Source organism: Ornithinimicrobium carbonis, assembly GCF_977012275.1.
This window is the reverse complement of the sequence record NZ_OZ348993.1, coordinates 2,265,645-2,288,635: the sequence shown is the minus strand read 5'-3', so window position 1 is coordinate 2,288,635 and position 22,991 is coordinate 2,265,645. Positions and strand designations below refer to the sequence as shown.

Here is a 22,991-nt window from a genome sequence, read left to right as displayed (position 1 = left end):
CGGGGCAGGTGCACCCGGTGACCGGTCGCGACGAGCTCGCGGCCGGTCACCGGGTGCCGCTCGTCGCGGAGCCGCGCCGGCCGTCCGCCCACGCGGGACGGACCACGACCACCGCCGCCCACCGACCCCCGGAGGCAAGGACAGCCTGATGGACAGCTACCTGACCGACCTGCTGGACGACCGTGCCCTGGCGGTGCTGACCGACGTGGAGCGCGCCACCCGCCCCGAACGGGTGCGCCTGGTCCGTGCGCGCAAGGAGCTCAACCGCCGCGTGCAGGCCGGGGAGGACCTGGGCCTGCAGGCGGCGACCCGCGCCGTCCGGGAGGACTCCTCCTGGCGGGTGTCCCCCCCGCCTGCGGACCTGACCTACCGCCTGGTCGAGCTGGCCACGCCCGCCACCGCCGAGGCGGCCAAGGCCGCCCTGGGCGCGGGCACCGACGTCTGGGTGGCCGACCTGGAGGACATGCTGGTCCCCACCCCTGACCGGCTGACGTCGGCCCACCAGGTCATCTCCGAGGTCGCGGCCTCCCGCACGGGGAACGCCGAGCCGATGGTGCCCACCCTCATGGTCCGACCGCGGGGCCTGCACCTGCCCGAGGCCCACCTGGTCGTCGACGGCGAACCGGCCAGCGCGCCGGTCGTCGACGTGGTGACCTTCCTGGCCCGGTGCGGGCAGGGCCTGCTGGACAGCGGGACCGGCCCCTACCTCTACCTGCCCAAGCTGGAGACCGGGGAGGAGGCCGCCTGGTGGGACGAGCTGCTCACCCGCGCCGAGGAGGCCCTCGGGCTGCCGCCCGGGTGCACCCGGGTCAGCGTGCTCGTCGAGACGGTGCAGGCGATCTACCAGCTCGAGGAGATCCTGCACGCGCTGCGCCGACGCGTCACCGGTCTGGCCGCCGGCCGCTGGGACTACGTCTTCTCCCACCTGCGCACCTACGGGCACCGCTCCGACCACACCCTCCCCGACCGGGACGCGTTCACGATGAACACCCGCTTCCTGCGGACCTACACCGAGGTGATCGTGCGCACCTGCCACCGCCGGGGCGTGCAGGCGATCGGTGGACCGATCGCGCTCGCCGCCAGCGGACCCTTCGACGACTCGGTGGCGATGACCCACGCCCGGGTGCACCGGGACAAGGCCCGGGAGGCCAAGCAGGGTTTCGACGGCGCCTGGACGCTGCACCCGGCCCTGGTGCCGGTGGCACGGGCTCCCTTCGAGGAGCGGGACCGCCGCTCGGGCGAGGACGCGACCGGTCGTTGGCGGGCCGAGGGTGCCGACGAGCCCCAGGTCGTCGTCGACCCGGAGGCCCTGAGGGACGTGAGCGCGCTTCCCGGGACCGCCACCCTCACCGGGATGCGGACGGCCCTGCGCTCCTCCCTGACCTACCTGACCGGGTGGCTGGCGGGCGAGGGCACCGCGACGATCTCCGGGCACATCGAGGACTTCGGCACGGTCGAGCTGGCCCGGATGCAGCTGTGGCAGTGGCTGGCGCACGGGACCCGGTTCGCCGAGGGGCCCACGATGTCGACCCGCCTCCTCGACCGCGTGCTGGAGGACGAGGTCGCGCTGATCCGTCGGCGCGGCGCACGCGAGGACCTGCTGCAGCACGCCGTCCGGCTGCTGCGGGACGCCGTCGTGGCCGAGGACCCGCCGGCCTTCCTCTCGGTGCGCGCCTACGAGGTGCTGCTCACCGTCTCCCAGACCGGCGGCCTGGAGGGCGGCGGGACGGCGGCCTGAGCCCGGTCCTACCCGCGGGCGCCGGAGTGCGGCTGCACCCGACCCCGCAGCACCACCCGGTGCGGCCGGGCCAGGGCCCGCACGTCCTGCCGGGGGTCCTCCTGGTAGACGACCAGGTCGGCCGACTCCCCCTCGGTCAGCCCCGGCCGCCCGAGCCAGCGCCTGGCCTCCCAGGTCGCGGCGCCGAGCGCCTCCAGGGGACCGAAGCCGGCCCGGGTCAGGGCCTCCACCTCCTGGGCCACGAGCCCGTGGGGCAGCTGTCCGCCGGCGTCGGTGCCGACGTACACCGGCACGCCCGCCTCGCGCGCCTTCGCGACCGTCTCGTAGCGCCGCTCGTACAGGTCCATCATGTGGTCGGCGTAGGTGGGGAACTTGCCCCGCCCCGCCTCGGCGAAGGCGGGGAAGTTGTCGATGTTGACCAGGGTCGGGACGATCGCGATCTGCTGGTCGGCGAAGGTCCCGATCGTCTCGTCGGTCAGTCCGGTCGCGTGCTCGATGCAGTCGGTCCCGGCCTCGGCGAAGTCGACCAGGGACTGCTCCCCGAAGCAGTGGGCCGTCACCCGGGCCCCCTCCTCATGGGCGGCCGCGATCGCGTCGGCGAGCACGTCGACGGGCCAGCAGGTGCCCAGGTCGCCGGTCTCCCGGTCGATCCAGTCACCGACGAGCTTGACCCACCCGTCGCCGTTCCTGGCCTCCTGGCGCACGTACGCGACGAGGTCCTCCGGTTCGATCTCCCACGCGAAGTTCTTCAGGTACCGCCTCGTCCGGGCGATGTGCCGACCGGCCCGGATCAGCCGCGGGAGGTCCTCGCGCTCCTGCACCCAGCGGGTGTCGGCGGGGCTGCCCGCGTCGCGCAGCAGCAGCGCCCCGGCGTCCCGGTCGGCGAGAGCGTGCTCCTCGGCCCTGGCGTCGTCCACCGCACCGTGGGCCTCCAGGCCCACGTGGCAGTGGGCGTCCACGAGCCCGGGGAGGGCATACCCGTGCACCGTCTCCACCTCGCCCCCGCCGGGAGCGCTCAGGCTCACCCTCCCGTCGACGACCCAGATCTCGTCCAGCACCTCCTCGGGCCCGACCAGGACCTGACCCTTGACGTGCAGCACCGGTGAGCTCATCTGCGCCTCGCCTCCTCGCGGGGTATGCCGTGGCGTCAGGCTACCGGGGCCTCGCCCCCGGGTAGACTGGGCCCTCGTGCCCGACCCCCGTGACCAGTCCCCTCCCCTCTCCTCCCGCGTTCCGCTGCGGGTGCCGCGGGTCGACCTGGGCCAGGTGATCCGGGACGCGGCGGAGGGGCGCTTCCCGGCGGCCGACGGGGAGTTCTCCCGGTCGGCACCCTGGGTCCCGGGGGTGGAGGCGGCGGTCGCGCTCACCGGGCACGCGGTCATGGTGGTCGACGAGGAGATCACCGACGGCGACCTCGCGGCGCTGGGGGTGCACGGGTTCGGGGGCGCGCACGACCCCCGGGTGACGGTGGCCCTGGCGGGCGAGGGGCCGGTCAACGTCCTCGACGTCCTCCTGGTGGGCCGGGGAACCGGGCGGGGCGGTCCGCTCGTGCACCGGCCCGACCTCGCCGAGACCGACCGGGCCGCCCACGCCGGCGAGTGGCGCGACCAGGTCGACGTGTACGGGCTGCCCGACCGGGCGAGCAGCGCGCTGGCCACCCTTTCCCTGGGCATCGGTGGGCTGCCCGAGGTCGGCATCCAGGCGGAGGGGGGCGCGGCCGACGTCCTGCTGGAGGGCATCCTGGGTCGCCTGCCCGCCGGCGAGGTGCTGGTCGCCTCGGTGACGCCGGGCAACGCCCGCTCCCTGCGCTTCTTCCTGCGGCACGGCTTCGTGCCGCTGGGCAGCGAGCAGCTGTGGAAGCCGTCGCGCCGACGGCCGGTGCTCTAGGCGGGAAGCACCCCCGCGGCCCGGGCGGCCCGGGCGTAGCAGGCTGCGAGGGTGTCCACCGTCTCGTGGGCGTTGAGCCCGGAGGGGTTGGGCACCACCCACAGCTGCGCCCCCTCGAGGTCCTCCGGCTGCCGGCCCGCAACCGCGTGACGCTCGCCGAAGGCGGTCCGGTAGGCGGTGATGCCCGCGACCGCCACGACGACGGGCGGGGCCTGCCACACGAGCGCGCGGAGCCGGGCGCCGCCCTCCCGCAGCTCCTCCGCGGTCAGCTCGTCGGCCCGGGCGGTGGCTCGACGCACGAGGTTGGTGATCCCCAGCCCCCGGTCCAGCAGGGCGGCGCGTTGCTCGTCGTCCAGCCCGGCGGCGGGATCGACCGGCTCGGGCAGGATGCCGGCCCGGTGCAGGGCCGGGTAGAACCGGTTGCCGGGATGGGCGAAGTGCGTCTGCGTGGCCGCGGTCCACAGCCCGGGGTTGATGCCCACGAACAGCAGCCGGACCCGGCCGCCGGGAGGCAGCAGGTCGGGAACCTCCGCGTCGCGGAACCCGGCCAGCTCCTCCCGGGTGAAGCGTCGGCTCATCCGGCCGGCACCCCGACACCCGTCCAGGCCGACCGCAGCGCCCCCGCCACCTCCTGCCCCTCCGCACCGTCGCCGTAGCGCCGCCGGGCCGCCTCCAGCGTCGCCGCCGCGAACCCGACGAAGTCGACGTCGCGCGGCACCAGCCCGCGCGTGGTCATGGTGTCGTACCAGACCTGCCCGGCCCGCTCCCAGACGTGTCCGCCCAGAGCGGTGGCGAACAGGTGGAACGCCTTGTTGGGGATCCCCGAGTTGACGTGCACGCCGCCGTTGTCGTTGTCGGCGTCGTGCGGCAGCACGACGTAGTCGTCCATGTGCCCCGGCTGGGGGTCCCGTCCCAGCACCGGGTCGTCGTACGCGCTGCCCGGGGCGGCCATCGAGCGCAGCGCCCTCCCCTGGACCCGGTCGGTGAACAGCTCGGCCCCGATGAGCCAGTCCGCCTCCTCCACCGTCTGCCCGCGCACCCGCTGCCGCACCAGTGAGCCCCAGACGTCGGAGGCGGACTCGTTCAGCGCACCCGGCTGGCCGACGTAGGTCAGGCCGGCGGTGTACTGCGTCAGACCGTGGGCCAGCTCGTGGGCGACCACGTCGATGCTGCGGGTGAACCCGGCGAAGTAGACCCCGTCGCCGTCACCAAAGACCATCTGCCGTCCGTCCCAGAAGGCGTTGTCGTAGTCGCGGGCGTAGTGGACGGTGGCCACGAGCGGAAGGCCGCGGCCGTCGAGGGAGTCGCGGTCGTAGACCTCGGCGAGCAGCCGCCAGGTCGCGCCGAGCCCGTCGTAGGCCTCGTCCACGGAGGCGTCCCCGGACGGCTGCTGGCCCTCGGCCCGCACCAGCTCACCGGGGAGGGATGTCCCGTGGCCCGCGTCGTGCACCGCCCGGCGCGGCGTCGCGGTGGCCGGCACACCCGCGGCGAGGTCCCCGGCGACCTGCGGGGTCCGTGCCGCACGCTCCTGCATCGGCCAGGCGATGATGCCCTGGCCGGACGGAGGATGACCCTGCGGCCACCGCGTGGCGCTCACCTCGCGACGGTGACGCACCTGGGCACCGTCGCTCAGGGCGAACTCGACGGCGGGGCGCAGGCCCGGGTCGGCCTGCACCAGCCGCCGGAGCAGGTACGGCGGGACGATCGAGCAGTGCGGGAACGACATACGTGCACCCTGGCACGGCCCACCGACATGCGCCGGTGGGAGGGACCCGCTCAGCCCTCGGCGAGGAGCTCGCGCACCCGGGGTGCGACCTGGGTGCCGTAGAGCTCGACGGAGCGCATCAGCTGGGCGTGGGGCATCGGCCCGCTGGCGTACTTGAGGTCGAAGCGGGACAGACCCAGGGTGCGGACCGTCGCGGCGACCTTGCGGGCGACCGTCTCGGGGGACCCGACGTAGAGGGCGCCGTCGGTGATCTCGGCGAGGTACTGCTCGCGGGTCATCGGTCCCCAGCCGCGCTCGGCCCCGATCCGGTCGCGGTTGGCCTTGAAGTGGGGGTAGAGCTGCTCGCGCGCCAGGTCGTCGGAGTCGGCGACGTGCCCCGGGGAGTGCACGGCCACCGGCAGCTCCGGAGCCCCGGCCTCGCCCAGGGCCCGGCGGTAGAGGTCGGCGAACGGTGCGAAACGCCGGGCCGGCCCGCCGATGACGGCCAGCATGAGGGGCAGGCGGTAGGACGCCGCCCGCACCACGCTCTGCGGGGAGCCGCCGACGGCGATCCACGTCGCCAGCCGCCCCGACTCCGTCCTGGGCCAGACCTCCTGCTCCACCAGGGGCGGACGCGTGGTCCCCCGCCAGGTCACCGGACGCTCGTGCAGGAGGTGGGTGAACAGGTCCAGCTTCTCGGCGAAGAGCGTCTCGTAGTCGCGCAGGTCGAACCCGAAGAGGGGGAAGGACTCGGTGAAGGAGCCGCGACCGAGCACGACCTCGGCCCTCCCGCCGGAGAGCGCGTCGACCGTGGAGAACCGCTCGAAGACACGGATCGGGTCGTCCGAGCTGAGCACGGTCACCGCCGAGCCGAGGCGGATGCGGGACGTGCGGGTCGCCAGGCCGGCGAGCACCACGTCGGGCGCGCTCACCGCGAAGTCCGGGCGGTGGTGCTCACCGACGCCGAAGGCGTCGACGCCGACCTCGTCCGCCAGCACACCCTGCTCGACGAGGTCCCGCAGCACCTGCGCGGCGCTCTGCGGGGTGCCGTCCTCCCGGACGGTCACGTCGCCGAAGGTGTCCAGCCCCAGCTCGACGGTCATGCCCGGCCCTCCTCAGATCGTTGTTGATGCATCAACAACGAGGGTCACGGGCGTGTTCCCCGCGCCTACTTCTGGCCGCCCTGCCCGCCCTCGAGGAACTTCTCGAACCCCGGGGGCAGCTTGAGCCCGGACAGGTCGCCGCCCTGGCCGGGGGGGGTCTCGTCGTCAAGACCCAGGGCCCCGGCACCGAAGGCGTTCTCGAAGGACGACTCGCGGGCCGCCTCCGCCCTCTGCGCGGCCTCGCGCTCCTGCTGGGCCCGCTTGGCCGGGTTGCCGGACTTCCCCTTCTTCTTCGTGGTCTGCTTGCCCCTCTTGCCACCTCCGGGACCGCCCCCCATGCCCGGCATGCCGGGCATTCCCGGGATGCCGCCACCCTTCTTCAGCTGGCGCATCATCTTCTGCGCCTCGCCGAAACGCTCGAGGAGCTGGTTCACCTCCGAGACGGAGGTGCCCGACCCCCGGGCGATCCGTGTCCGGCGCGACCCGTTGATCTGCTTGGGGTGGTTGCGCTCGAAGGGCGTCATCGACCGCACCATCGCCTCGACCCGGTCGAACTCGCGCTCGTCCAGGGAGTCCAGCTGGGCCCGCATGCCCTGCATGCCGGGCATCATGCCGAGCATCTGCTTCAGCGAGCCCATCCGCTTGATCGCGGCCATCTGGTCCAGGAAGTCGTCGAACGTGAAGTCCTCGTCGGAGAGGAACTTGCGCGTCATCTCCTTGGCCTGCACCTGGTCGAAGGCCTTCTCGGCCTGCTCGATGAGGGTGAGCACGTCGCCCATGTCGAGGATGCGCGAGGCCATCCGGTCGGGGTGGAACAGCTCGATGTCCTTGACGCCCTCGCCGGTCGAGGCGAACAGGATCGGCTGGCCGGTGACGGTGGCCACCGACAGGGCCGCACCACCGCGGGCGTCGCCGTCGAGCTTGGTCAGGACCGAGCCGGTGATGCCCACGCCGTCCGAGAAGGCCTTGGCCGTCTCCACGGCGGCCTGCCCGATCATCGCGTCGATGACGAAGAGCACCTCGTCGGCGTTCGTCTCGATCCTGATGTCGCTGGCCTGGCGCATGAGGTCGACGTCGATGGCCAGCCGTCCCGCGGTGTCGATGATGACGACGTCGTGACCCTTGCGCCGGGCCTCCTCCACCCCGTCCACGGCCACGTCGACCGGGTCGCCGAAGGAGCGGGTCCCCTCGCCGGACTCCAGGGCGGCGTCGTGGCCGAAGACGTTGCCCCGCTCGGGGGCGAAGACCGGGACGTTCGCGCGCTGGCCGACGACCTCGAGCTGCGTCACCGCGTTGGGCCGCTGCAGGTCGGCCGCCACCAGCATCGGCGTGTGCCCCTGCTCGGCGAGCCACCGGCCCAGCTTGCCCGCGAAGGTCGTCTTGCCCGAGCCCTGCAGGCCGGCGAGCATGATCACCGTCGGCGGGTTCTTGGCCAGCCGCAGGCGACGGGTCTCCCCGCCCAGGATGGCGGCCAGCTCCTCGTTGACGATCTTGACGACCTGCTGCGCCGGGTTGAGCGCCTGGTGCACCTCGACCCCCAGGGCGCGCTCGCGGATCCGGCCCGTGAACTGCTTGACCACCGGCAGCGCGACGTCGGCGTCCAGCAGCGCGATCCGGATGTCCCGGACCGTCGCGTTGAGGTCGGACTCGGTGACGGTGCCCTTGCGCTTGAGGTTCTTGAAGGTCAGCGTCAGTCGGTCGGAGAGGGAGTTGAACACCCCGCAAGGATACGTGCGGCGGGACGCCGCCCGGTGACCCCCGCCCGCCCGGACCCGCGTCGAGGGCGACCGGCCTGCGTCATACTGGCGATCGTGGCCCCGCACCCGTCCCTGCTCGCACGCTCCCGGCGTCGGCTCGCCGGAGCCCTGCGCGACCGGGTGGCCGGCCCGGACGCGGAGCGGCGCGCCCAGGCGATCTGGCTGGCCCCGGGACCCCGACGCTTCGCGCCCCAGGACCCGATCTGCCGGGTCCAGGGACACGCGGGGATGTACGTCGGCGGCATCAGGGCGTTGCTCCTGCAGTCGCTGCACCCTCTCGCGATGGCCGGGGTCGGCGAGCACTCGGGCTACCGCGGGGACCCGTGGGGCCGGCTGCAGCGCACCAGCGAGTTCCTGGCCGCGACCACCTTCGGGCCGGTCGAGCTCGCGGACCGGGTCGTCGAGCGGATCAACCGGGTGCACGCGACGGTCGAGGGAACGGCTCCGGACGGCCGACGGTACGCCGCCGGCGACCCGCACCTGCTGCGCTGGGTCCACGTCGCGGAGATCGACAGCTTCCTGGTGGCCCACCAGCGTTACGCCCGCACGCCGCTGACCCCGGACGAGGCCGACACCTACGTGGCCCAGGCCGGGTCGGTCGCTGCGCTGCTGGGCGTCGTGGACCCGCCGACGACGACCGCCGGGCTGCAGGCCGAGCTCGACGCCTTCGGACCGGAGCTCAGCGCCACCCCGGGCGCCCGCGACGTGGCGCGCTTCCTGCTGGCCGAGCCCCCGCTGCCGCCCCTGGCCCGCCCCGGCTTCTGGATGCTGGCCGCCGGTGCGGTGGAGCTGCTGCCGTCCTCGGCCCGCGAGATGCTCGACCTGCACCTGCCGGGGCCCTTGCGCAGGGCGGACGCGCTCGCCCTGCGGACCGTCGCCGGGCCGCTGGGCCGGCTCGGCACCGCGGGGGTCCGCTGGGCGCTCAGCGACCCGGCCGACCCGCGCAACCGGCCGGGCAGCTCGCAGCTGCCCTCCTCGGGCCGGTCCTGGAAACCCTCGCCGACCGACCCGGAGCTGACGACGGCGGTCAGCCGACGATCGCGCTGACGAACGCCTCCGCGTCGAAGGGCGCCAGGTCGTCGGCGCCCTCCCCCAGGCCGATGAGCTTGACCGGCACGCCGAGCTTGCGCTGGACGTTGACGACGATGCCACCCTTGGCCGTGCCGTCCATCTTTGTCAGCACGATGCCGGTGATCGCCACCTCCTTGGCGAACTCCTCCGCCTGACGCATGCCGTTCTGCCCCGTGGTGGCGTCCAGGACGAGCAGGACCTCGCCCACGGGGGCCAGCTTCTCCACCACCCGCTTGATCTTGCCGAGCTCGTCCATCAGCCCGCGCTTGGTGTGCAGGCGGCCGGCCGTGTCGATGATGACGACGTCGGACTCCATCTCGATGCCGGCCTTGGTCGCCTCGTAGGCCACCGAGGCGGGGTCGGCGCCCTCCTGGTGGGAGCGCACCGCCGGGACGCCCACGCGCTCCCCCCAGGTCTGCAGCTGGTCGGCGGCAGCCGCGCGGAAGGTGTCCGCGGCGCCCAGGACGACGTCCTTGTCCTCGGCCACGAGGACGCGGGCGAGCTTGCCCACGGTGGTCGTCTTGCCGGTGCCGTTGACCCCCACGACGAGGATGACCGCCGGCAGGCCGTCGGTGCGGCTGGCCGCGATCCGCCGGTCCATGGTGGGGTCCACGAGGGCGAGCAGGTCGTCGTGCAACCACTGCTTGACCTGGACCGGGTCGGTCGTCCCGTCCACGCTCACCTGCCGCCGCAGGGAGGTCACCAGCTCCTCGGTGGCCTCGACCCCGAGGTCGGAGGCCAGCAGGGTGTCCTCGACCTCCTCCCAGTCCTCCTCGCCGAGCCCGCCCCGGGACAGCAGCGCCAGCAGGGCGTTGCCGATGGCGGAGTTGGAGCGGGCCAGCCGGGCGCGCAGACGCTGGAGCCGCCCGCGCGCGGAGTCGGGCCGTTCCAGCGTGGGGGCCCTGGGCCCGGCCTCGGGCTCGACCGCCACACCCCCGCCGCGGTCCTCCACCCCGGTGCCGTCGGGCCGGTCCTCGGTGAGGACGTCACCCTCGCGCTCCGCTCCCCGGCCGGGGCCGGGGGTGCGCGGAAGGGTCGACGAACCGCCTCCTCGTCCACGGACCAGGGCGACCAGCGCGACGAGCGCGCCGACCACGATGACGCTGACGAGGGTCAGGATCTCCCAGAGCTCATTGATCGGTCCCACGGGTGACAGTCTCCCAGACGCCGGAGCCGGACCCGACCCCCCGGAGCACGCTCTGGCCCGGCCTCCTCCGGCCGAGGCGGCCCGGCGGTGCTCAGCCGGCGGTGCTCAGCCGGTGGCGCGTCCGATGCTCAGCTGGCTGCGCGCAGCCGGTCGTCGTCCTCGTGGTCGCCGCCGGTGGGCGCACCGCGGTCCGGGGCCGCAGCGGTGCGCCGGTCGCGCTCGGCTCCCCGCGAGCGCAGGGCCTGGGTCCGCTGGGTGGCGGTCCCCGCGATCCGCTCGCTCCGGGTCACGACCTTCTGACCGGTCCGTCGGGCCCCGGCGAGCAGCTCCTCGCCCTCGGGCGTCCAGAACTCTCCGCGCCCCTCCCGCCGGGCCTCGAGCATGACGTAGCCGACGACCCCGGCACCGAGGGCGACGCACATGAGCATGGCGAGGACGAGAGCGAACATGGTCCCAGTGTGCCGTGCGCACCGGCGGGTGCCCCAATCCGTCCCGCGCGTGTCCCGGACCGGACGTGGATCGTGACCGGTCTCACACGGAGGGTGCGTGCGCACCGGCCGGTGCCACGTCCCGGACCCGCTGGCTGACGACCGTGGTCACCCCGTCGCCGCGCATGGAGACCCCGTAGAGCGCGTCCGCGATCTCCATCGTGCGCTTCTGGTGGGTGATGACGATGAGCTGGCTGGAGTCGCGCAGCTCCTCGAAGAGGGTGATGAGGCGGCCCAGGTTGGTGTCGTCGAGGGCCGCCTCCACCTCGTCCATGATGTAGAAGGGGCTGGGCCTGGCCTTGAAGATCGCCACGAGGAGGGCCACGGCGGTGAGCGAGCGTTCGCCCCCGGACAGCAGCGAGAGCCGCTTGATCTTCTTGCCCGGCGGCCGGGCCTCGACCTCGATGCCGGTCGTGAGCATGTCGTCCGGGTCGGTCAGGGTGATCCGTCCCTCCCCACCGGGGAAGAGCCGCGCGAACACCCGCTCGAACTGGGCCGCGGTGTCGTGGAAGGCCTCGGTGAAGACGCGCTCCACCCGCTCGTCGACCTCCTTGACGATCTCCAGCAGGTCGGCCTTGGACCGTCGCAGGTCCTCGACCTGGGTGGTGAGGAACTGGTGGCGCTCCTCCAGCGCGGCGAACTCCTCCAGGGCGAGGGGGTTGACGCGGCCCAGCGCGGACAGCTGACGCTCAGCCCGGCGCAGCCGCTTCTCCTGGTCGGTCCGCACGAAGGGGACCTCCCGGGGAGCCTCGGCGTCGGGGGCCTCGTCCTGCCCCGGGGATCCTCCTCGATCGCTCCCGGTCAGCACCGGCACCGGCAGGTGCGGGCCGTACTCGTCCACGAGCACCTGGGGGTCGACCCCGAGCTCCTCGAGCGAGCGCGCCTGGAGCGCCTCGATCCGCAGCCGCTGCTCGGCCCTGGCGATCTCGTCGGCGTGCACGGAGTCGGTCAGCTCGCGCAGGTCCGCCCCGAGCTGGTGCACCCGGCCGCGGGCCAGCCCCAGCGACCGCTCCCGCTCCCCCTGCTCGAGGCGCAGGCGGTCCCGCTCCTGGGCGGCCCCGGCGAGGAGGCGTTCCACCCGCACCGCCAGGTATGCCGCTCCTGCGGCGACCGCGTCGGCGGTCGCCCGGTCCTGGACGCGGCGGCGGCGCCGTGCGGCCGCGCGTTCCCGGGCGGCCAGCTCGTTGCGGGCCGAGGCCTCCAGGGCCTCCGCCCGCCCGCTCAGGGCGCGGGCCCGCTCCTCCTGGGTGCGCAGCGTCAGCCTGGCCTCCGTCTCGACGCTGCGGGCCCGGGCGGCCGCCTCCGCCAGCCGCTCCCGCTCGGCGGTGTCGGGTTCCTCGGGCTGCCCCTGGGTCGTCGACTCGGCGTCGGCCAGGCGCCGCTCCAGGTCGGCGAGCTCCTCCCGGGTGGAGGCCAGGGCCTCCTCGGCGGTCCGGACCGCGGCGGAGTGCCGCTCGTGCTCGGCCCGGGCCGCCCGCACCACCTGCCCCAGGTGGGCCAGCTGCTCGGCGACCGCCGTCATCCGCGCGTCGGACTCGTGCAGGGCCTCGAGCGCATCCTCGGCCGCCACCTCGGCCGCGGAGAGCCGCTCCCGGGCGGCGGCCAGCTCGAACGTGAGCCGCTCGGCCCGCGCGGCGGCCTCTCCGGCGCCGTCCTGGGCCTGCTCCAGCGCCGACTGCAGCTCGAGCAGGCTCGGCGCGGCGCTGGAACCCCCGCGCACCCATCCCGGACCGTAGACGTCCCCCTCGGTCGTGACGGCCGTCGTCCCGTCCAGCTCCTCGACGACCCGACGGGCGGCGTCCGCGTCGTCGACGAGCGCGACCCGGTCCAGCAGGGTGCCCAGGGCCGGCAGGAGCGTCGCGGAGCCTCCCGCGGGTCCGATGACGTCGACGGCCCACACGGCCCCGGCGGGCAGCCCGGGCCGGTCCGCGGGCTCCGGCGAGGGATCGCCCGGCACGAGCAGACCGGCCCGCCCCTGGTCCTGCGAGCGCAGCCAGGCCAGGGCGCGTCCCGCGGCGCCGTGGCCCTCCACGACGACCGCCTCCCCCGCCCAGCCGAGCGCGGCCGCGACCGCCGCCTCCCGTCCGGGCTGGACCTGGACGTGGTCGGTCAGGGGTCCCAGCAGGCCGGAGACCTCCTCGGCGGACAGCAGTGCGGAGGCGCCGTCGGTGCGCCGCAGGCTCATCGAGAGGGCCTCCACGCGCGCCTGCAGCGTGGCCTGGGCGGACTGCGCGGTCCGCAGCTCCTCGGCCAGGCGGCCGACCTCGGCCCCGGCCTCCTCGCGGGCTCGCTCCGTCCGCTCGAAGGCCTGGTCCAGGTCCTCCTCCCCCCGCTCGACGTCGAGCACGGTCGCCTCCAGCGCGGCATGCTCCCGCTCCGCCCGGACCGCACGCTCCACGGCGGCTCCGGCGGCGGCGGTGAGCCGGGCGATCTCGCCCTCACCACCCTCGACCCGCGAGCGACGGGCGGAGACCTGGCCCGCGAGCCTGGCCAGCCCCTCGCGCCGGTCGGCCGCCGCCCGCGCCAACCGGGCGAGCCGGTCCTGCTCCTCGGCGTGCGCCCGCTCCGCCCGCGCCCGCTCGTCCTCCGCCGCGGCCAGGGTCCGGGTCAGCTCGGCCACGCGGGCCAGCAGGGCGTCCTCCTCGGCACGCACCCGGCGGGCCTGCTCGCGCAGCTGCTCGGGGTCGCGGCCGCGGCCGGGACCGGAGTCCTCACCCCGCAGGTCCTCCTCCTCGACGCCCAGCAGCCGCACCCGCTCCCGGGCCAGCTCCCCCAGGGCGCGGACCCGCTCGAGCAGGGACGAGAGGGTGTACCACCGGTCCTGGACCTCCTGCAGCACCGGCGCCGAGGCTGCGACCGCCTCCTCCAGGCCGGCGACCTCCTGCTCGGCGGCGGCCACCTGCTGCTCCACCGCCTGCCGGCGGCGCAGCAGGGCCTGCTCGTCGGCGAGCTCCTGCTCCAGCGCGCTGGTGAGCTGGACCAGGTCGTCGGCCAGCAGCCGCAGGCGGGCGTCCCGGACGTCGGCCTGGATCGTGGCCGCCCGGCGGGCGGTCTCGGCCTGCCGGCCCAGGGGACCCAGCTGTCGGCGGATCTCGGCGACCAGGTCCGCCAGCCGGGTGAGGTTGCCCTCCATCGTCTCCAGCTTGCGCAGGGCCCGCTCCTTGCGCTTGCGGTGCTTCAGGACGCCGGCCGCCTCCTCGATGAAGCCGCGCCGCTCCTCGGGGGTGGCCCGCAGGACCGTGTCGAGCTGGCCCTGCCCGACGATGACGTGCATCTCCCGTCCGATCCCGGAGTCGGAGAGCAGCTCCTGGACGTCGAGCAGGCGGCAGCCGGTGCCGTTGATGGCGTACTCCGAGCCGCCGCTGCGGAACATCGTCCGGGTGATGGTCACCTCGGCGTAGTCGATCGGCAGCGCCCCGTCGGTGTTGTCGATCGTCATCGACACCTCGGCCCGGCCCAGCGGCGGGCGGCCGGAGGTGCCGGCGAAGATGACGTCCTCCATCTTGCCGCCGCGCAGGCTCTTGGCCCCCTGCTCCCCCATGACCCAGGCCAGCGCGTCCACGACGTTGGACTTGCCGGAGCCGTTGGGGCCCACGATGCAGGTGATCCCCTGCTCGAGGCGCAGCGTCGTCGTCGAGGCGAACGACTTGAACCCCTTGAGGGTCAGGCTCTTGACGTACACGCGGGCGGGCTTCTCACGGTCGACGGGCGGTGGTGCCGTCACGATACCTGCGCGGCGGCCCGGCGCCCGGCAGGCTCAGCGCTCGAGGAACCCGGTCAGGCCCTCCCGCGGCGCGTGCCACTGGGTCGTGACGCCGTCGACCCGGCCCGGGCGGCTGCGCACCGACACCTCCTCGGAGAGCAGCTCGACGAGGCGCTCGACGTCGGCCCGCTCCCCCTGCGCCTGGACCTCGACCCGGCCGTCGGGCATGTTGCGGGCGTGCCCGACCAGTCCGAGCTCAAGGGCCCGGGCGCGGGCCCACCAGCGGAACCCGACCCCCTGGACCCGGCCGCGGACGTAGACGAGTGCGCGCTCCATGCGGCCGAGACTACGGTGGGAGCGTGAGCGAGCCGAGCAGCACCGCATACCCCCCGATCACCGACCGCCCCGTCCGCTGGGGGCTGCTGGCCGCCGGGCGGATCGCCCGCGCCTTCGCGGCGGCCGTCGCCGACGCCGAGGGGGGCGAGGTCGTCGCCGTCGCCGCCCGGGACGCCGGCAGGGCCCAGGAGTTCGCCCGCGACCTGGGGGTTCCCCGTGCGTACGGCGGGTACGAGGAGCTGTACGCCGACCCCGAGGTGGACGTCGTCTACATCTCCTCCACCCATCCCTTCCACGCCGACCAGGCGGTCGCCGCCCTGCAGGCCGGCAAGCACGTCGTGGTGGAGAAGCCGACCGCGCTGACCGTGCGGGACACCGAGCGGATCTTCGAGGCGGCCCGCGCCGCCGGCCGGTTCGCCATGGAGGCCATGTGGACCCGGTGCCTGCCGCTCGTGCAGGACGTGGTCGGCCGGGTGCGCGACGGGCAGATCGGCACGCCGCGCAGCCTGGCTGCGGCCTTCACCGTGCCCTTCGACTACGACGAGGACCACCGGCTCTTCGACCTGGCCAACGGCGGAGGGGCCCTGCTGGACATCGGGATCTACCCGGTGACGCTGGCCCACCTGCTGCTGGGTCATCCGACCCACGTGCAGGTGATCGGGTCCACCGCCCCCACGGGCGCCGACGATCTCGTCGGGCTGCAGTGGATGACGCCGGAGGGTGCGGTCGCCCAGGTGCTGTGCGACTCCCGCAGCAGCGGAGCCAGCCGCACCGTCGTGCGGGGGACGACGGGGTGGATCGAGGTGCACGGGCCGGTCAACGACCCGGAGAGCTTCACCGTCTACCGCGGGCGGGAGAGCGAGGGCGAGCTGGTGGGTGGTGAACGGCGGGGTCTGGTGCACGAGGCGGAGGAGGTGCACCGCTGCCTGCGGGCGGGTCTGCCCGAGTCTCCGGCCGTGCCGCACGCGGACACGGTGGCGATCATGACGATCCTGGAGTCGGCCCGTCGCGAGCTGGGGGTGCGCTACCCGCAGGAGGAGGAACCGCTGCACACCTGAGGGTGGGGCACACTGGGCGGATGACCGAGCTCATCGTCTTCACGCTCGGCGCCCTCGTGGCGCTGGCCCTCCTGGGCCAGCTGGCCACGCCGCCGGCGGACCGGCTGCCCCCGCGCCGGTGGACCCCCGTCTACCTGGCCGACCGTGTCCGGGCCGGGCTGGGGCTCTTCCTCGGGGCAGGACGCGAGCGGGCCGACCGCCTGGGGCGGGCCGTCGACGAGCACTCCCGGCGTCGGCCGGGGCGCGAGGACGGGACGGGGACGGGCCCCGGCGGGACGACCCCGGGCGGACCGGCTGCCTGAAGCGCCGGGCGACCGCCCCGGGCGGCGCTCATCCGCGACGAGGAGCGCGCGGACGGACCTGGCAGCGTGGGCAGGAGTGGGAGGAGCGGTTCATGAACTCCTCGCGCACGATCGGCGTCCCGCACCGGCTGCAGGGGCGACCGGTCTGCCCGTAGGCGTCCAGGGACCGGTCGAAGTAGCCGCTGGCCCCGTTGACGTTGACGTAGAGCGCGTCGAAGCTGGTCCCGCCCTGGCCCAGGGCCTCGGTCATGACGTCGGTGGCGTGGTCCAGGAGCCGGCCCAGCGCCGGACGGGTGAGCGCCGACGCCGCACGCCGTCCGTGCACCTCGGCGCGCCACAGGGCCTCGTCGGCGTAGATGTTGCCGATGCCGCTGACGACCCGCTGGTCCAGCAGCACCCGCTTGATCTCGCTGCCGCTGGCCTTCATCCGCCGCACGGCCGCCGTCCGGTCGAAGACCGGGTCGAGCGGGTCGGGGGCGATGTGCAGCACCGGCGCGGGTATGCCGTGGGGGTGGGTGGGTCCGCGGTGCGGGTCCGGGCGCAGCTCGGCCAGGGCGAGCCCGCCGAAGGTCCGCTGGTCGACGAACCGCAGCTGCGGCCCGTCGTCCTCGAAGGTGAAGGTGGCGTGCAGGTGCTTCTCCCGGGGTGCCTGCGCCTGCTCCACGAGCAGCTGTCCGCTCATCCCCAGGTGCACGACGAGCGCCTGGGGGTCGTCGTGCGGCGGTCGGAGCACCAGCCACAGGTACTTGCCCCGCCGGTCGACCTGCTCGACCCGGGCGCCGGCGACGCGCGCCGCCAGGTCCGCCGGACCGGCCGGATGCCGACGCGCCACCCGGGTACCGGTGAGGACGGCCTCCTGCACGGTGCGGCCGCGGACGTGCTGCTCCAGCCCCCGACGGACGACCTCGACCTCCGGCAGCTCAGGCACCGCTGCCGTCGTCGCTGCCGTCGTCGACGGTGGGCATGGTGCCCACGACCCGCACGGCCCGGTCCGTCAGGGTCCGCCACCCGGACTCCGCCGCCTGCTGCTCGGCGGCCTTCTTGGACCGGCCCCCGCCCGTGCCGACGACCTCCTGGTCGACCAGGACGCGCGCGGTGAACCGCTTGTCGTGGTCCGGCCCCTCGGACTCCACCCGGTACTCCGGCGCCCCGAGCTCGGCGGTCGCGGCGACCTCCTGCAGGCTCGTCTTCCAGTCCAGGGCGGCGCCCAGGGCCGCGCTGCGGAGCAGGAGGGGGTCGAGCAGGTGATGGACGAAGGTGTCGGCCGCCGCCATTCCGGAGGAGAGGTAGACGCAGCCGATGACGGCCTCGGTGGTGTCGGCCAGGATGGAGTCCTTGTCCCGCCCCCCCGTGGTCTCCTCCCCCTTGCCCAGCAGCACGTAGGCACCCAGGTCGACGGCCCGGGCGACCTCGGCCAGCGCCCGCGAGTTCACCACGGCGGCGCGCAGCTTGGCCAGGCGCCCCTCGGCCAGGTCGGGATGGGTCCGGTACAGCGTGTCGGTGACGATCACGCCCAGGACCGCGTCCCCGAGGAACTCGAGCCGCTCGTTGTGCGGCAGCCCGTCGTTCTCGTAGGAGTAGGACCGGTGCGTCAGGGCACGCAGAAGCAGCGCCTCGTCGCAGGGCCGGCCGACGACCTCGGTCAGGTAGTCGTTGAGCTCGGCGGCGGGGCGCATGCGTCGGCGCAGGACCTCAGTCCTGGTGCTCGGTGCGCTCGGCGGCCGCGTAGTGGCGGCCGGCGTAGGTCCCGCAGCTCGTGCAGGCCTGGTGGGGGGTGCGCACCGAACCGCACTGCGGGCAGGTGCTCAGCGCGATCGGCGCAGCCTTCCACTGGGAGCGGCGGCTCCGGGTGTTCGAGCGCGACATCTTCCGCTTGGGGACGGCCACGTCAGTTCCTCTTCTCGTCGTCGTCGGCCTGCGCGGCCATGGGGGCCAGCGCCGACCACCGGGGGTCGATCACGTCGTGATGGTGCTCCGGGTCCTCCGCCAGGCGTGCGCCGCACTCGGAGCACAGTCCCGGACAGTCGTCCCGGCACACCGGTTGGAAGGGCAGGGCGGTGACGACGGCGTCCCTGACGACCTCTTCGAGGTCCATCTGGTCGCCGTCGAGCACGTACTGCTCATCCTCGGCCTCGTCCTCCTCGCCACGACGGGTCGACCCGGCCACCTGATGGTGGTGGGCCGCCCGCTCGGGATAGGCGAACAGCTCCTGGATCTCCACCTCGAGGTCGTCCTCGATCGGGTCCAGGCACCGCACGCACGTCCCGCTCGTCGAGCTGCGGACCGTCCCCGAGACCAGGACGCCCTCGACGACCGACTCCAGCCGCAGGTCCAGCTCGACCTTGCGGCCGGCCGGAACGGCGACGACGTCGGTCCCGATGCGCTCGGGCGCCTCCACGGTCCACGAGGCGCGGCGCATGGTGCCCGGGCGGCGGAGCAGCTCGCGGGTGTCGAGCACCCAGGGGCCGTCCTGCTCGTGCGCAGCCATGATCCTTCATCCTCGTTCGCCGTGGTGGGGACGGGCCGGTCACGACGAGACACGACGTGGACACGGGCCGACGGACAAGACTAGCCGAGCGCCGGCGGTGCGACCAAGTCGACCGCCGGGCACCGTCGCCCGTCCCTCAGCCTGTCCCGTCCCCCGGGAGGGCGTCGAGGGCGGCCAGGACCACGTCCGGCACGAGGCCGCTCACGTCGCCGCCGTAGCGGTGGACCTCCTTGACGAGGGAGCTGGACACGTGCTCCAGCGACGGGTCGCCGGGCAGGAAGACGGTCTCCACCCCGGTCAGGTGGCGGTTCATGCGGGCCATCGGCAGCTCGTAGGCGAAGTCGGTGCCGCCGCGCAGACCCTTGACGATCGCCCCGGCCCCCACCTGACGGCACACGTCCACCAGCAGCACGTCGGCGAAGGCCTCCACCCGGACCCGGTCGGCCAGGCCCGGTGGAAGGGAGTCGCGCACCAGGGCCAGCCGGCGCTCGACCGGGAAGGTCCCCGCCTTGGCCGGGTTGTGCAGGACGGCCACCACCACCTCGTCGAAGAGCTCGGCGGCGCGCCGGACCACGTCCAGGTGGCCGTGGGTGACCGGGTCGAAGGAGCCGGGGCACACGCAGCGGCGCTCGAGATGCGTCATACCCCGACCCTATCGAGCGACCGGCTCGCCTCAGCTCTGCGCCGACCCCTCCTCGTCCTCGGTCAGCAGCCCCTCGCGCCGGGCCTCGTCCACGAGCCGCTGCACGTTCTCGAGCGAGCCGCAGCCCTGGTCCAGCTGGGTGCCCCGGGCGGCGAGGAACTTCTCCCCCAGGGTGCGCCGCTCGTCCTCGGGGACGTCGTCCCGGGCGGGGTTGAGGATGGTGAGCTCCTCCTCGGTGAGGTGGTGCTGGAGCACCTCGTTCATCGCCTCGACCGCGTCGTCGAACTTCTGGGTGTCGGTCCCGACGCACTCCAGCAGGGCCAGGAGGGCCTCGTTGATCTCGGCGTGCTCCTCCTCGCCGTGCTCGACCTCGTGCTCGCCGACGTCCTCGGTGCGGCGCCGCAACCGGGGGTAGACCTCCTGCTCCTCGGCCTCCCCGTGCGCGACCAGCACGTCGGCGAAGGCAGCGCGCGCACCCGCACGGTCGGCGGAGCTGTCGCGCATCTCGCGCATCAGGCTCTCGAAGAGGCGGTGGTCGTCCAGGATGAGGTCGACGACGTCGCCGGACACGGGGCGGGGGATGTGGTAGTCGGTCATGGATCGATCATGGCAGCCGTGCCCCCGGCGCTCGACCCGGGGTCGTGCACCGCCTCCCCCGGTCGACGGGGGCCGGACGGGGCATCCATACGGGGTATGGCGTCACCCGCCCCCGGGGACCGGTTCGGCCAGGTGGACGGTGGTCTCGCCGTAGCTGCGGCGGTCCAGGGGGCGCAGGCCCGGCGGCCAGGACGGCTCCGGCGAACGGGTCCCGCGCTCCACGACGACGAGGGCGTCCGGGTCCAGCCAGCCGGCGGAGACGAGCAGCCCCAGCACCTCGCCGAGGTCCTCCTCGCCCAGGTCGTAGGGGGGGTCCAGCAGGACGAGGTGGTAGGGCTCGTCGGGACCGTCGTCGAGGACCGCCGGGACGGTCGCCGGGCGCACCTGGACCTGGGTCTCCATCCCGAGGGTCCGGGCGTTGCGCGCGACCAGGGTGGCCGTGGCCCGGTGCCGTTCGACGGCGAGCAGGTGGCCGGCACCCCGCGAGAGGGCCTCCAGGCCCAGCGCGCCGGAGCCGGCGTAGAGGTCGAGGACGCGCACCCCGTCGAGGTCCATCAGCGCCTCCAGGCGTGAGAAGACCGCCTCGCGCACCCGGTCGGTCGTGGGGCGGGTCGCGGCGCCGCGGGGGGTGGCGATGGTGCGCCCGCCCGCACGGCCGGCGATGATCCGGGTCACCCGGCCGTCACCCCCGCTCCAGGAAGGCCGCCCGCTCGGTGTCGAGCTGGTCCAGCTCGCGCCGCAGGACGGGGTGGCGCTCCAGGTCGGGGTCGGCCCGGACGGTCTCCCAGGCGGCCTCGTGGGCGGCCACGATCAGCTCCTCGTCGCGGGCCAGCCGCAGGAAGCGCAGTCCGCTGCGGCCCCCGCTCTGGCTGGCCCCGAGGACGTCGCCCTCCCGGCGGGTCTCCAGGTCCAGGCGGGCCAGCTCGAAGCCGTCGGTGGTGGAGGCCACCTGGTGAAGCCGCTCGACGGCCGGACCGTCCTCGGGACCGCCGGCCTGCTGGGTCACCAGCAGGCACAGGCCCGGGCGGCCGCCGCGACCGACCCGGCCGCGCAGCTGGTGCAGCTGGGAGATCCCGAACCGGTCGGCGTCCAGCACCACCATCGTCGTGGCGTCCGGCACGTCCACCCCGACCTCGATGACCGTCGTGGCCACGAGCACGTCCACCTCGCCCGCCGCGAAGCGGCGCATCACGGCGTCCTTGTCCTCCCCGGAGAGCCGGCCGTGCAGCGTGGCGATCCGCAGGGGTGCCGTCGCGGGCAGCTGCTGCAGGGCCCGGGCCACCTGGTGCACCCCGTGCAGCGTGGGCTCCTGCACCTCCTCGTCGACCCCCGTCGACGGAACGGCCCGGTCCTGGTCGGCCGGGCCGTCGGTGGCCTGGTCCGTCGGTCCGGCCGGCGCACCGACCGTCGGGCCTCCCGGTCCGACCGTGGCGCCGGCGGGGAGGTCGGGGTCCTCCTCCTGCCCGATCCGGGGACACACGACGTAGGCCTGGCCGCCGGTGCGCACCTCCTCGGCGACGCGCGCCCAGGTCCGTCCCACCCAGTCGGGCCGTCCCCCCGGCACCACGTGGGTGCTGATCGGACGTCGGCCGCGCGGCAGCTCGCGCAGGGTGGAGGTCTCCATGTCGCCGTAGACGGTCATCGCCACGGTCCGGGGGATGGGGGTCGCGGTCATGACGAGCACGTGGGGGGAGCTCTCGGCCTTGGCCCTCAGGGCGTCGCGCTGCTCCACCCCGAAGCGGTGCTGCTCGTCCACGACCACCAGTCCCAGCTCGGCGAACTGGACGTGGTCCTGGATGAGGGCGTGGGTCCCGACGACGATCCCGGCCGAGCCGGACGCGGCGGCGAGCAGGTTCTCCCGCCGCTCGGCCGCCGTCTGGCTGCCGAGGAGCAGGGCGAGGCGGGTGGCCCGGTCGTCCCCCCCGAGCATGCCCGCCTCGGCCAGCGGGCCGAGCATGGCGGTGATGGCACGGTGGTGCTGGGCGGCGAGCACCTCGGTGGGGGCCAGCAGCGCGGCCTGCCCGCCGGCGTCGACGACCGCGAGCATGGCCAGCAGGGCCAGGACCGTCTTGCCCGAGCCGACCTCGCCCTGCAGCAGCCGGTGCATCGGGACGTCGGCGGCGAGGTCGGAGCGCAGCTCCCCCAGGACGGTCTGCTGGCCCTGCGTCAGGTCGAACGGCAGCCTGCCCAGCAGTGCGTCGACCAGGCCGTCCTCGACCGGATTACGTGGCACGGCGGCCGCGGCGTCGTCGGCGAGCCGTGCCCGGGCGAGGGCGGCCTGCACCACGAACGCCTCCTGGAACTTCAGCCGCCACCGCCCGCGGCGGTGGTCGGCCTCCCGCTGCGGCCGGTGCACCAGCTGGTAGGCCTCCCGCAGGCCGGGCAGGCCGTGCGTGTCCCGGACCTCCTGCGGCAGGGGGTCGGGCAGCTCCTGCAGGGCGTGCAGCACCAGGTCGAGGGTGTCCCCGTGCACGATCGGGGACACCTTGGGGGTGGCGGGGTACACCGGGACGAGGCCCCCCAGCAGCCAGCCGCCGGAGGTCGAACCGCTGGAGTCCCCCAGGACGGCGTAGTCGGGGTGGGTCAGCTGCAGGGAGCGGCCGTAGCTGCCGACCTGGCCGGAGCAGACCACCCGCGCACCGGGCACGAGCCGGTCCTGGTGGCCGTAGGGCTTGAAGAAGGTCAGCTGGATGGTGCCCCCGACCTCGTCCTCGACGTCCACGACCAGCATCCGGCCCCTGCGCTGCCGCATCTGGCGGGTGGTGGCGGCCCGGACCGTGCCGACGACGACGACGTCCTCGCCGTGCGGCAGCTGGGCGAAGGCCGTCGGGCGGGCGGGGTCGAGGTAGGTCCGGGGCAGGAAGTCCAGCAGGTCGCGCACCGTGCGCAGGCCCCGGGCCGTCTCCAGCCGGGCGGCCGTGGCGCCCACGACGGTCCGCAGCCGCGTGTCCAGGTCGACGCCGCTCAC

Annotated in this window: 23 protein-coding genes; 6 read left to right on the top strand and 17 right to left on the bottom strand. The window is 74.6% G+C overall.

The genetic code is table 11. The annotated features are described in order from the left end of the window. The first annotated feature begins 17 nt into the window (after window positions 1-17). Together ACWHYA_RS10485 and ACWHYA_RS10480 are read left to right on the top strand one after the other, a co-directional pair. Window positions 18-149: a hypothetical protein gene (locus ACWHYA_RS10485; protein WP_425941277.1), complete on the top strand. Its 132-nt coding sequence runs from the start codon at window positions 18-20 to the stop codon at window positions 147-149. Then, window positions 149-1,738: an aldolase/citrate lyase family protein gene (locus ACWHYA_RS10480; protein ID WP_425941278.1), complete on the top strand. Its 1,590-nt coding sequence runs from the start codon at window positions 149-151 to the stop codon at window positions 1,736-1,738. The genes ACWHYA_RS10485 and ACWHYA_RS10480 overlap by 1 nt, the downstream gene beginning before the upstream one ends. 8 nt (window positions 1,739-1,746) lie before the next feature. On the opposite strand, the gene ACWHYA_RS10475 is transcribed toward ACWHYA_RS10480, so the two are convergent. Further along, complete coding sequence (locus ACWHYA_RS10475) at window positions 1,747-2,850, bottom strand: amidohydrolase family protein (protein WP_425941280.1); 1,104 nt, start codon at window positions 2,848-2,850, stop codon at window positions 1,747-1,749. A gap of 76 nt (window positions 2,851-2,926) precedes the next feature. On the opposite strand from ACWHYA_RS10475, the gene ACWHYA_RS10470 reads away from it, so the two are divergent. Next, the gene (locus ACWHYA_RS10470; RefSeq protein WP_425941281.1) at window positions 2,927-3,625 is read left to right on the top strand and encodes an N-acetyltransferase; all 699 of its coding nucleotides are present in this window, start codon (window positions 2,927-2,929) and stop codon (window positions 3,623-3,625) included. On the opposite strand, the gene ACWHYA_RS10465 is transcribed toward ACWHYA_RS10470, so the two are convergent. From ACWHYA_RS10465 to ffh, 4 genes are all read right to left on the bottom strand, one after another. Beyond that, window positions 3,622-4,203 (bottom strand): mismatch-specific DNA-glycosylase, encoded by a 582-nt coding sequence (locus tag ACWHYA_RS10465; protein WP_425941282.1) that lies wholly within the window; start codon window positions 4,201-4,203, stop codon window positions 3,622-3,624. The genes ACWHYA_RS10470 and ACWHYA_RS10465 overlap by 4 nt on opposite strands. Then, window positions 4,200-5,351 carry a M4 family metallopeptidase gene (locus ACWHYA_RS10460; RefSeq protein WP_425941284.1) on the bottom strand — a complete coding sequence of 384 codons (1,152 nt, stop codon included), beginning with the start codon at window positions 5,349-5,351 and terminating at the stop codon, window positions 4,200-4,202. The genes ACWHYA_RS10465 and ACWHYA_RS10460 overlap by 4 nt, the downstream gene beginning before the upstream one ends. A gap of 50 nt (window positions 5,352-5,401) precedes the next feature. Further along, window positions 5,402-6,433 (bottom strand): LLM class flavin-dependent oxidoreductase, encoded by a 1,032-nt coding sequence (locus ACWHYA_RS10455; protein WP_425941286.1) that lies wholly within the window; start codon window positions 6,431-6,433, stop codon window positions 5,402-5,404. A gap of 65 nt (window positions 6,434-6,498) precedes the next feature. Beyond that, complete coding sequence (ffh, locus tag ACWHYA_RS10450; protein WP_425941288.1) at window positions 6,499-8,151, bottom strand: signal recognition particle protein; 1,653 nt, start codon at window positions 8,149-8,151, stop codon at window positions 6,499-6,501. Window positions 8,152-8,244: 93 nt separating this feature from the next. Here ffh and ACWHYA_RS10445 point away from each other — a divergent pair, with 93 nt between their 5' ends. Continuing rightward, complete coding sequence (locus tag ACWHYA_RS10445) at window positions 8,245-9,237, top strand: oxygenase MpaB family protein (RefSeq protein ID WP_425941290.1); 993 nt, start codon at window positions 8,245-8,247, stop codon at window positions 9,235-9,237. Here the strand turns inward: ACWHYA_RS10445 and ftsY are convergent. The 4 genes from ftsY to ACWHYA_RS10425 form a co-directional block, all read right to left on the bottom strand. Then, entirely contained in the window at window positions 9,218-10,408 is a 1,191-nt protein-coding gene (gene ftsY, locus ACWHYA_RS10440) for a signal recognition particle-docking protein FtsY (RefSeq protein ID WP_425941292.1), read from the bottom strand. The two genes, ACWHYA_RS10445 and ftsY, sit on opposite strands and share 20 nt — an antisense overlap. Before the next feature lie 128 nt (window positions 10,409-10,536). Continuing rightward, window positions 10,537-10,857, bottom strand: a complete 321-nt coding sequence (locus ACWHYA_RS10435) for a hypothetical protein (protein ID WP_425941293.1) — start codon at window positions 10,855-10,857, stop codon at window positions 10,537-10,539. Between the two features lie 82 nt (window positions 10,858-10,939). Next, entirely contained in the window at window positions 10,940-14,578 is a 3,639-nt protein-coding gene (smc, locus tag ACWHYA_RS10430) for a chromosome segregation protein SMC (RefSeq protein ID WP_425941820.1), read from the bottom strand. Window positions 14,579-14,653: 75 nt separating this feature from the next. Further along, complete coding sequence (locus tag ACWHYA_RS10425) at window positions 14,654-14,935, bottom strand: acylphosphatase (protein ID WP_425941295.1); 282 nt, start codon at window positions 14,933-14,935, stop codon at window positions 14,654-14,656. Between the two features lie 23 nt (window positions 14,936-14,958). Here ACWHYA_RS10425 and ACWHYA_RS10420 point away from each other — a divergent pair, with 23 nt between their 5' ends. Next, the gene (locus tag ACWHYA_RS10420) at window positions 14,959-15,993 is read left to right on the top strand and encodes a Gfo/Idh/MocA family protein (RefSeq protein WP_425941296.1); all 1,035 of its coding nucleotides are present in this window, start codon (window positions 14,959-14,961) and stop codon (window positions 15,991-15,993) included. Window positions 15,994-16,013: 20 nt separating this feature from the next. After that, on the top strand, window positions 16,014-16,295 hold the full coding sequence (locus ACWHYA_RS10415) for a hypothetical protein (RefSeq protein WP_425941298.1): 282 nt from the start codon (window positions 16,014-16,016) through the stop codon (window positions 16,293-16,295). Between the two features lie 28 nt (window positions 16,296-16,323). Here the strand turns inward: ACWHYA_RS10415 and mutM are convergent, their stop codons facing one another. The 8 genes from mutM to ACWHYA_RS10375 form a co-directional block, all read right to left on the bottom strand. Further along, window positions 16,324-17,223, bottom strand: a complete 900-nt coding sequence (mutM, locus tag ACWHYA_RS10410; RefSeq protein ID WP_425941300.1) for a bifunctional DNA-formamidopyrimidine glycosylase/DNA-(apurinic or apyrimidinic site) lyase — start codon at window positions 17,221-17,223, stop codon at window positions 16,324-16,326. Beyond that, window positions 17,216-17,971, bottom strand: coding sequence for a ribonuclease III (gene rnc / locus ACWHYA_RS10405; RefSeq protein WP_425941302.1), 756 nt, complete (start codon window positions 17,969-17,971; stop codon window positions 17,216-17,218). The genes mutM and rnc overlap by 8 nt, the downstream gene beginning before the upstream one ends. Window positions 17,972-17,987: 16 nt before the next feature. Further along, window positions 17,988-18,182: a 50S ribosomal protein L32 gene (gene rpmF / locus ACWHYA_RS10400; protein ID WP_425941304.1), complete on the bottom strand. Its 195-nt coding sequence runs from the start codon at window positions 18,180-18,182 to the stop codon at window positions 17,988-17,990. A 1-nt stretch (window position 18,183) separates the two neighbouring features. Next, window positions 18,184-18,783, bottom strand: a complete 600-nt coding sequence (locus tag ACWHYA_RS10395) for a YceD family protein (protein ID WP_425941306.1) — start codon at window positions 18,781-18,783, stop codon at window positions 18,184-18,186. A gap of 136 nt (window positions 18,784-18,919) precedes the next feature. After that, the gene (gene coaD, locus ACWHYA_RS10390; protein ID WP_425941308.1) at window positions 18,920-19,426 is read right to left on the bottom strand and encodes a pantetheine-phosphate adenylyltransferase; all 507 of its coding nucleotides are present in this window, start codon (window positions 19,424-19,426) and stop codon (window positions 18,920-18,922) included. Between the two features lie 30 nt (window positions 19,427-19,456). Beyond that, on the bottom strand, window positions 19,457-20,023 hold the full coding sequence (locus ACWHYA_RS10385) for a hemerythrin domain-containing protein (protein ID WP_425941310.1): 567 nt from the start codon (window positions 20,021-20,023) through the stop codon (window positions 19,457-19,459). Between the two features lie 102 nt (window positions 20,024-20,125). After that, window positions 20,126-20,698: a 16S rRNA (guanine(966)-N(2))-methyltransferase RsmD gene (rsmD, locus tag ACWHYA_RS10380; RefSeq protein ID WP_425941312.1), complete on the bottom strand. Its 573-nt coding sequence runs from the start codon at window positions 20,696-20,698 to the stop codon at window positions 20,126-20,128. 7 nt (window positions 20,699-20,705) lie between these two features. Beyond that, window positions 20,706-22,991 (bottom strand): ATP-dependent DNA helicase RecG, encoded by a 2,286-nt coding sequence (locus ACWHYA_RS10375; protein ID WP_425941314.1) that lies wholly within the window; start codon window positions 22,989-22,991, stop codon window positions 20,706-20,708.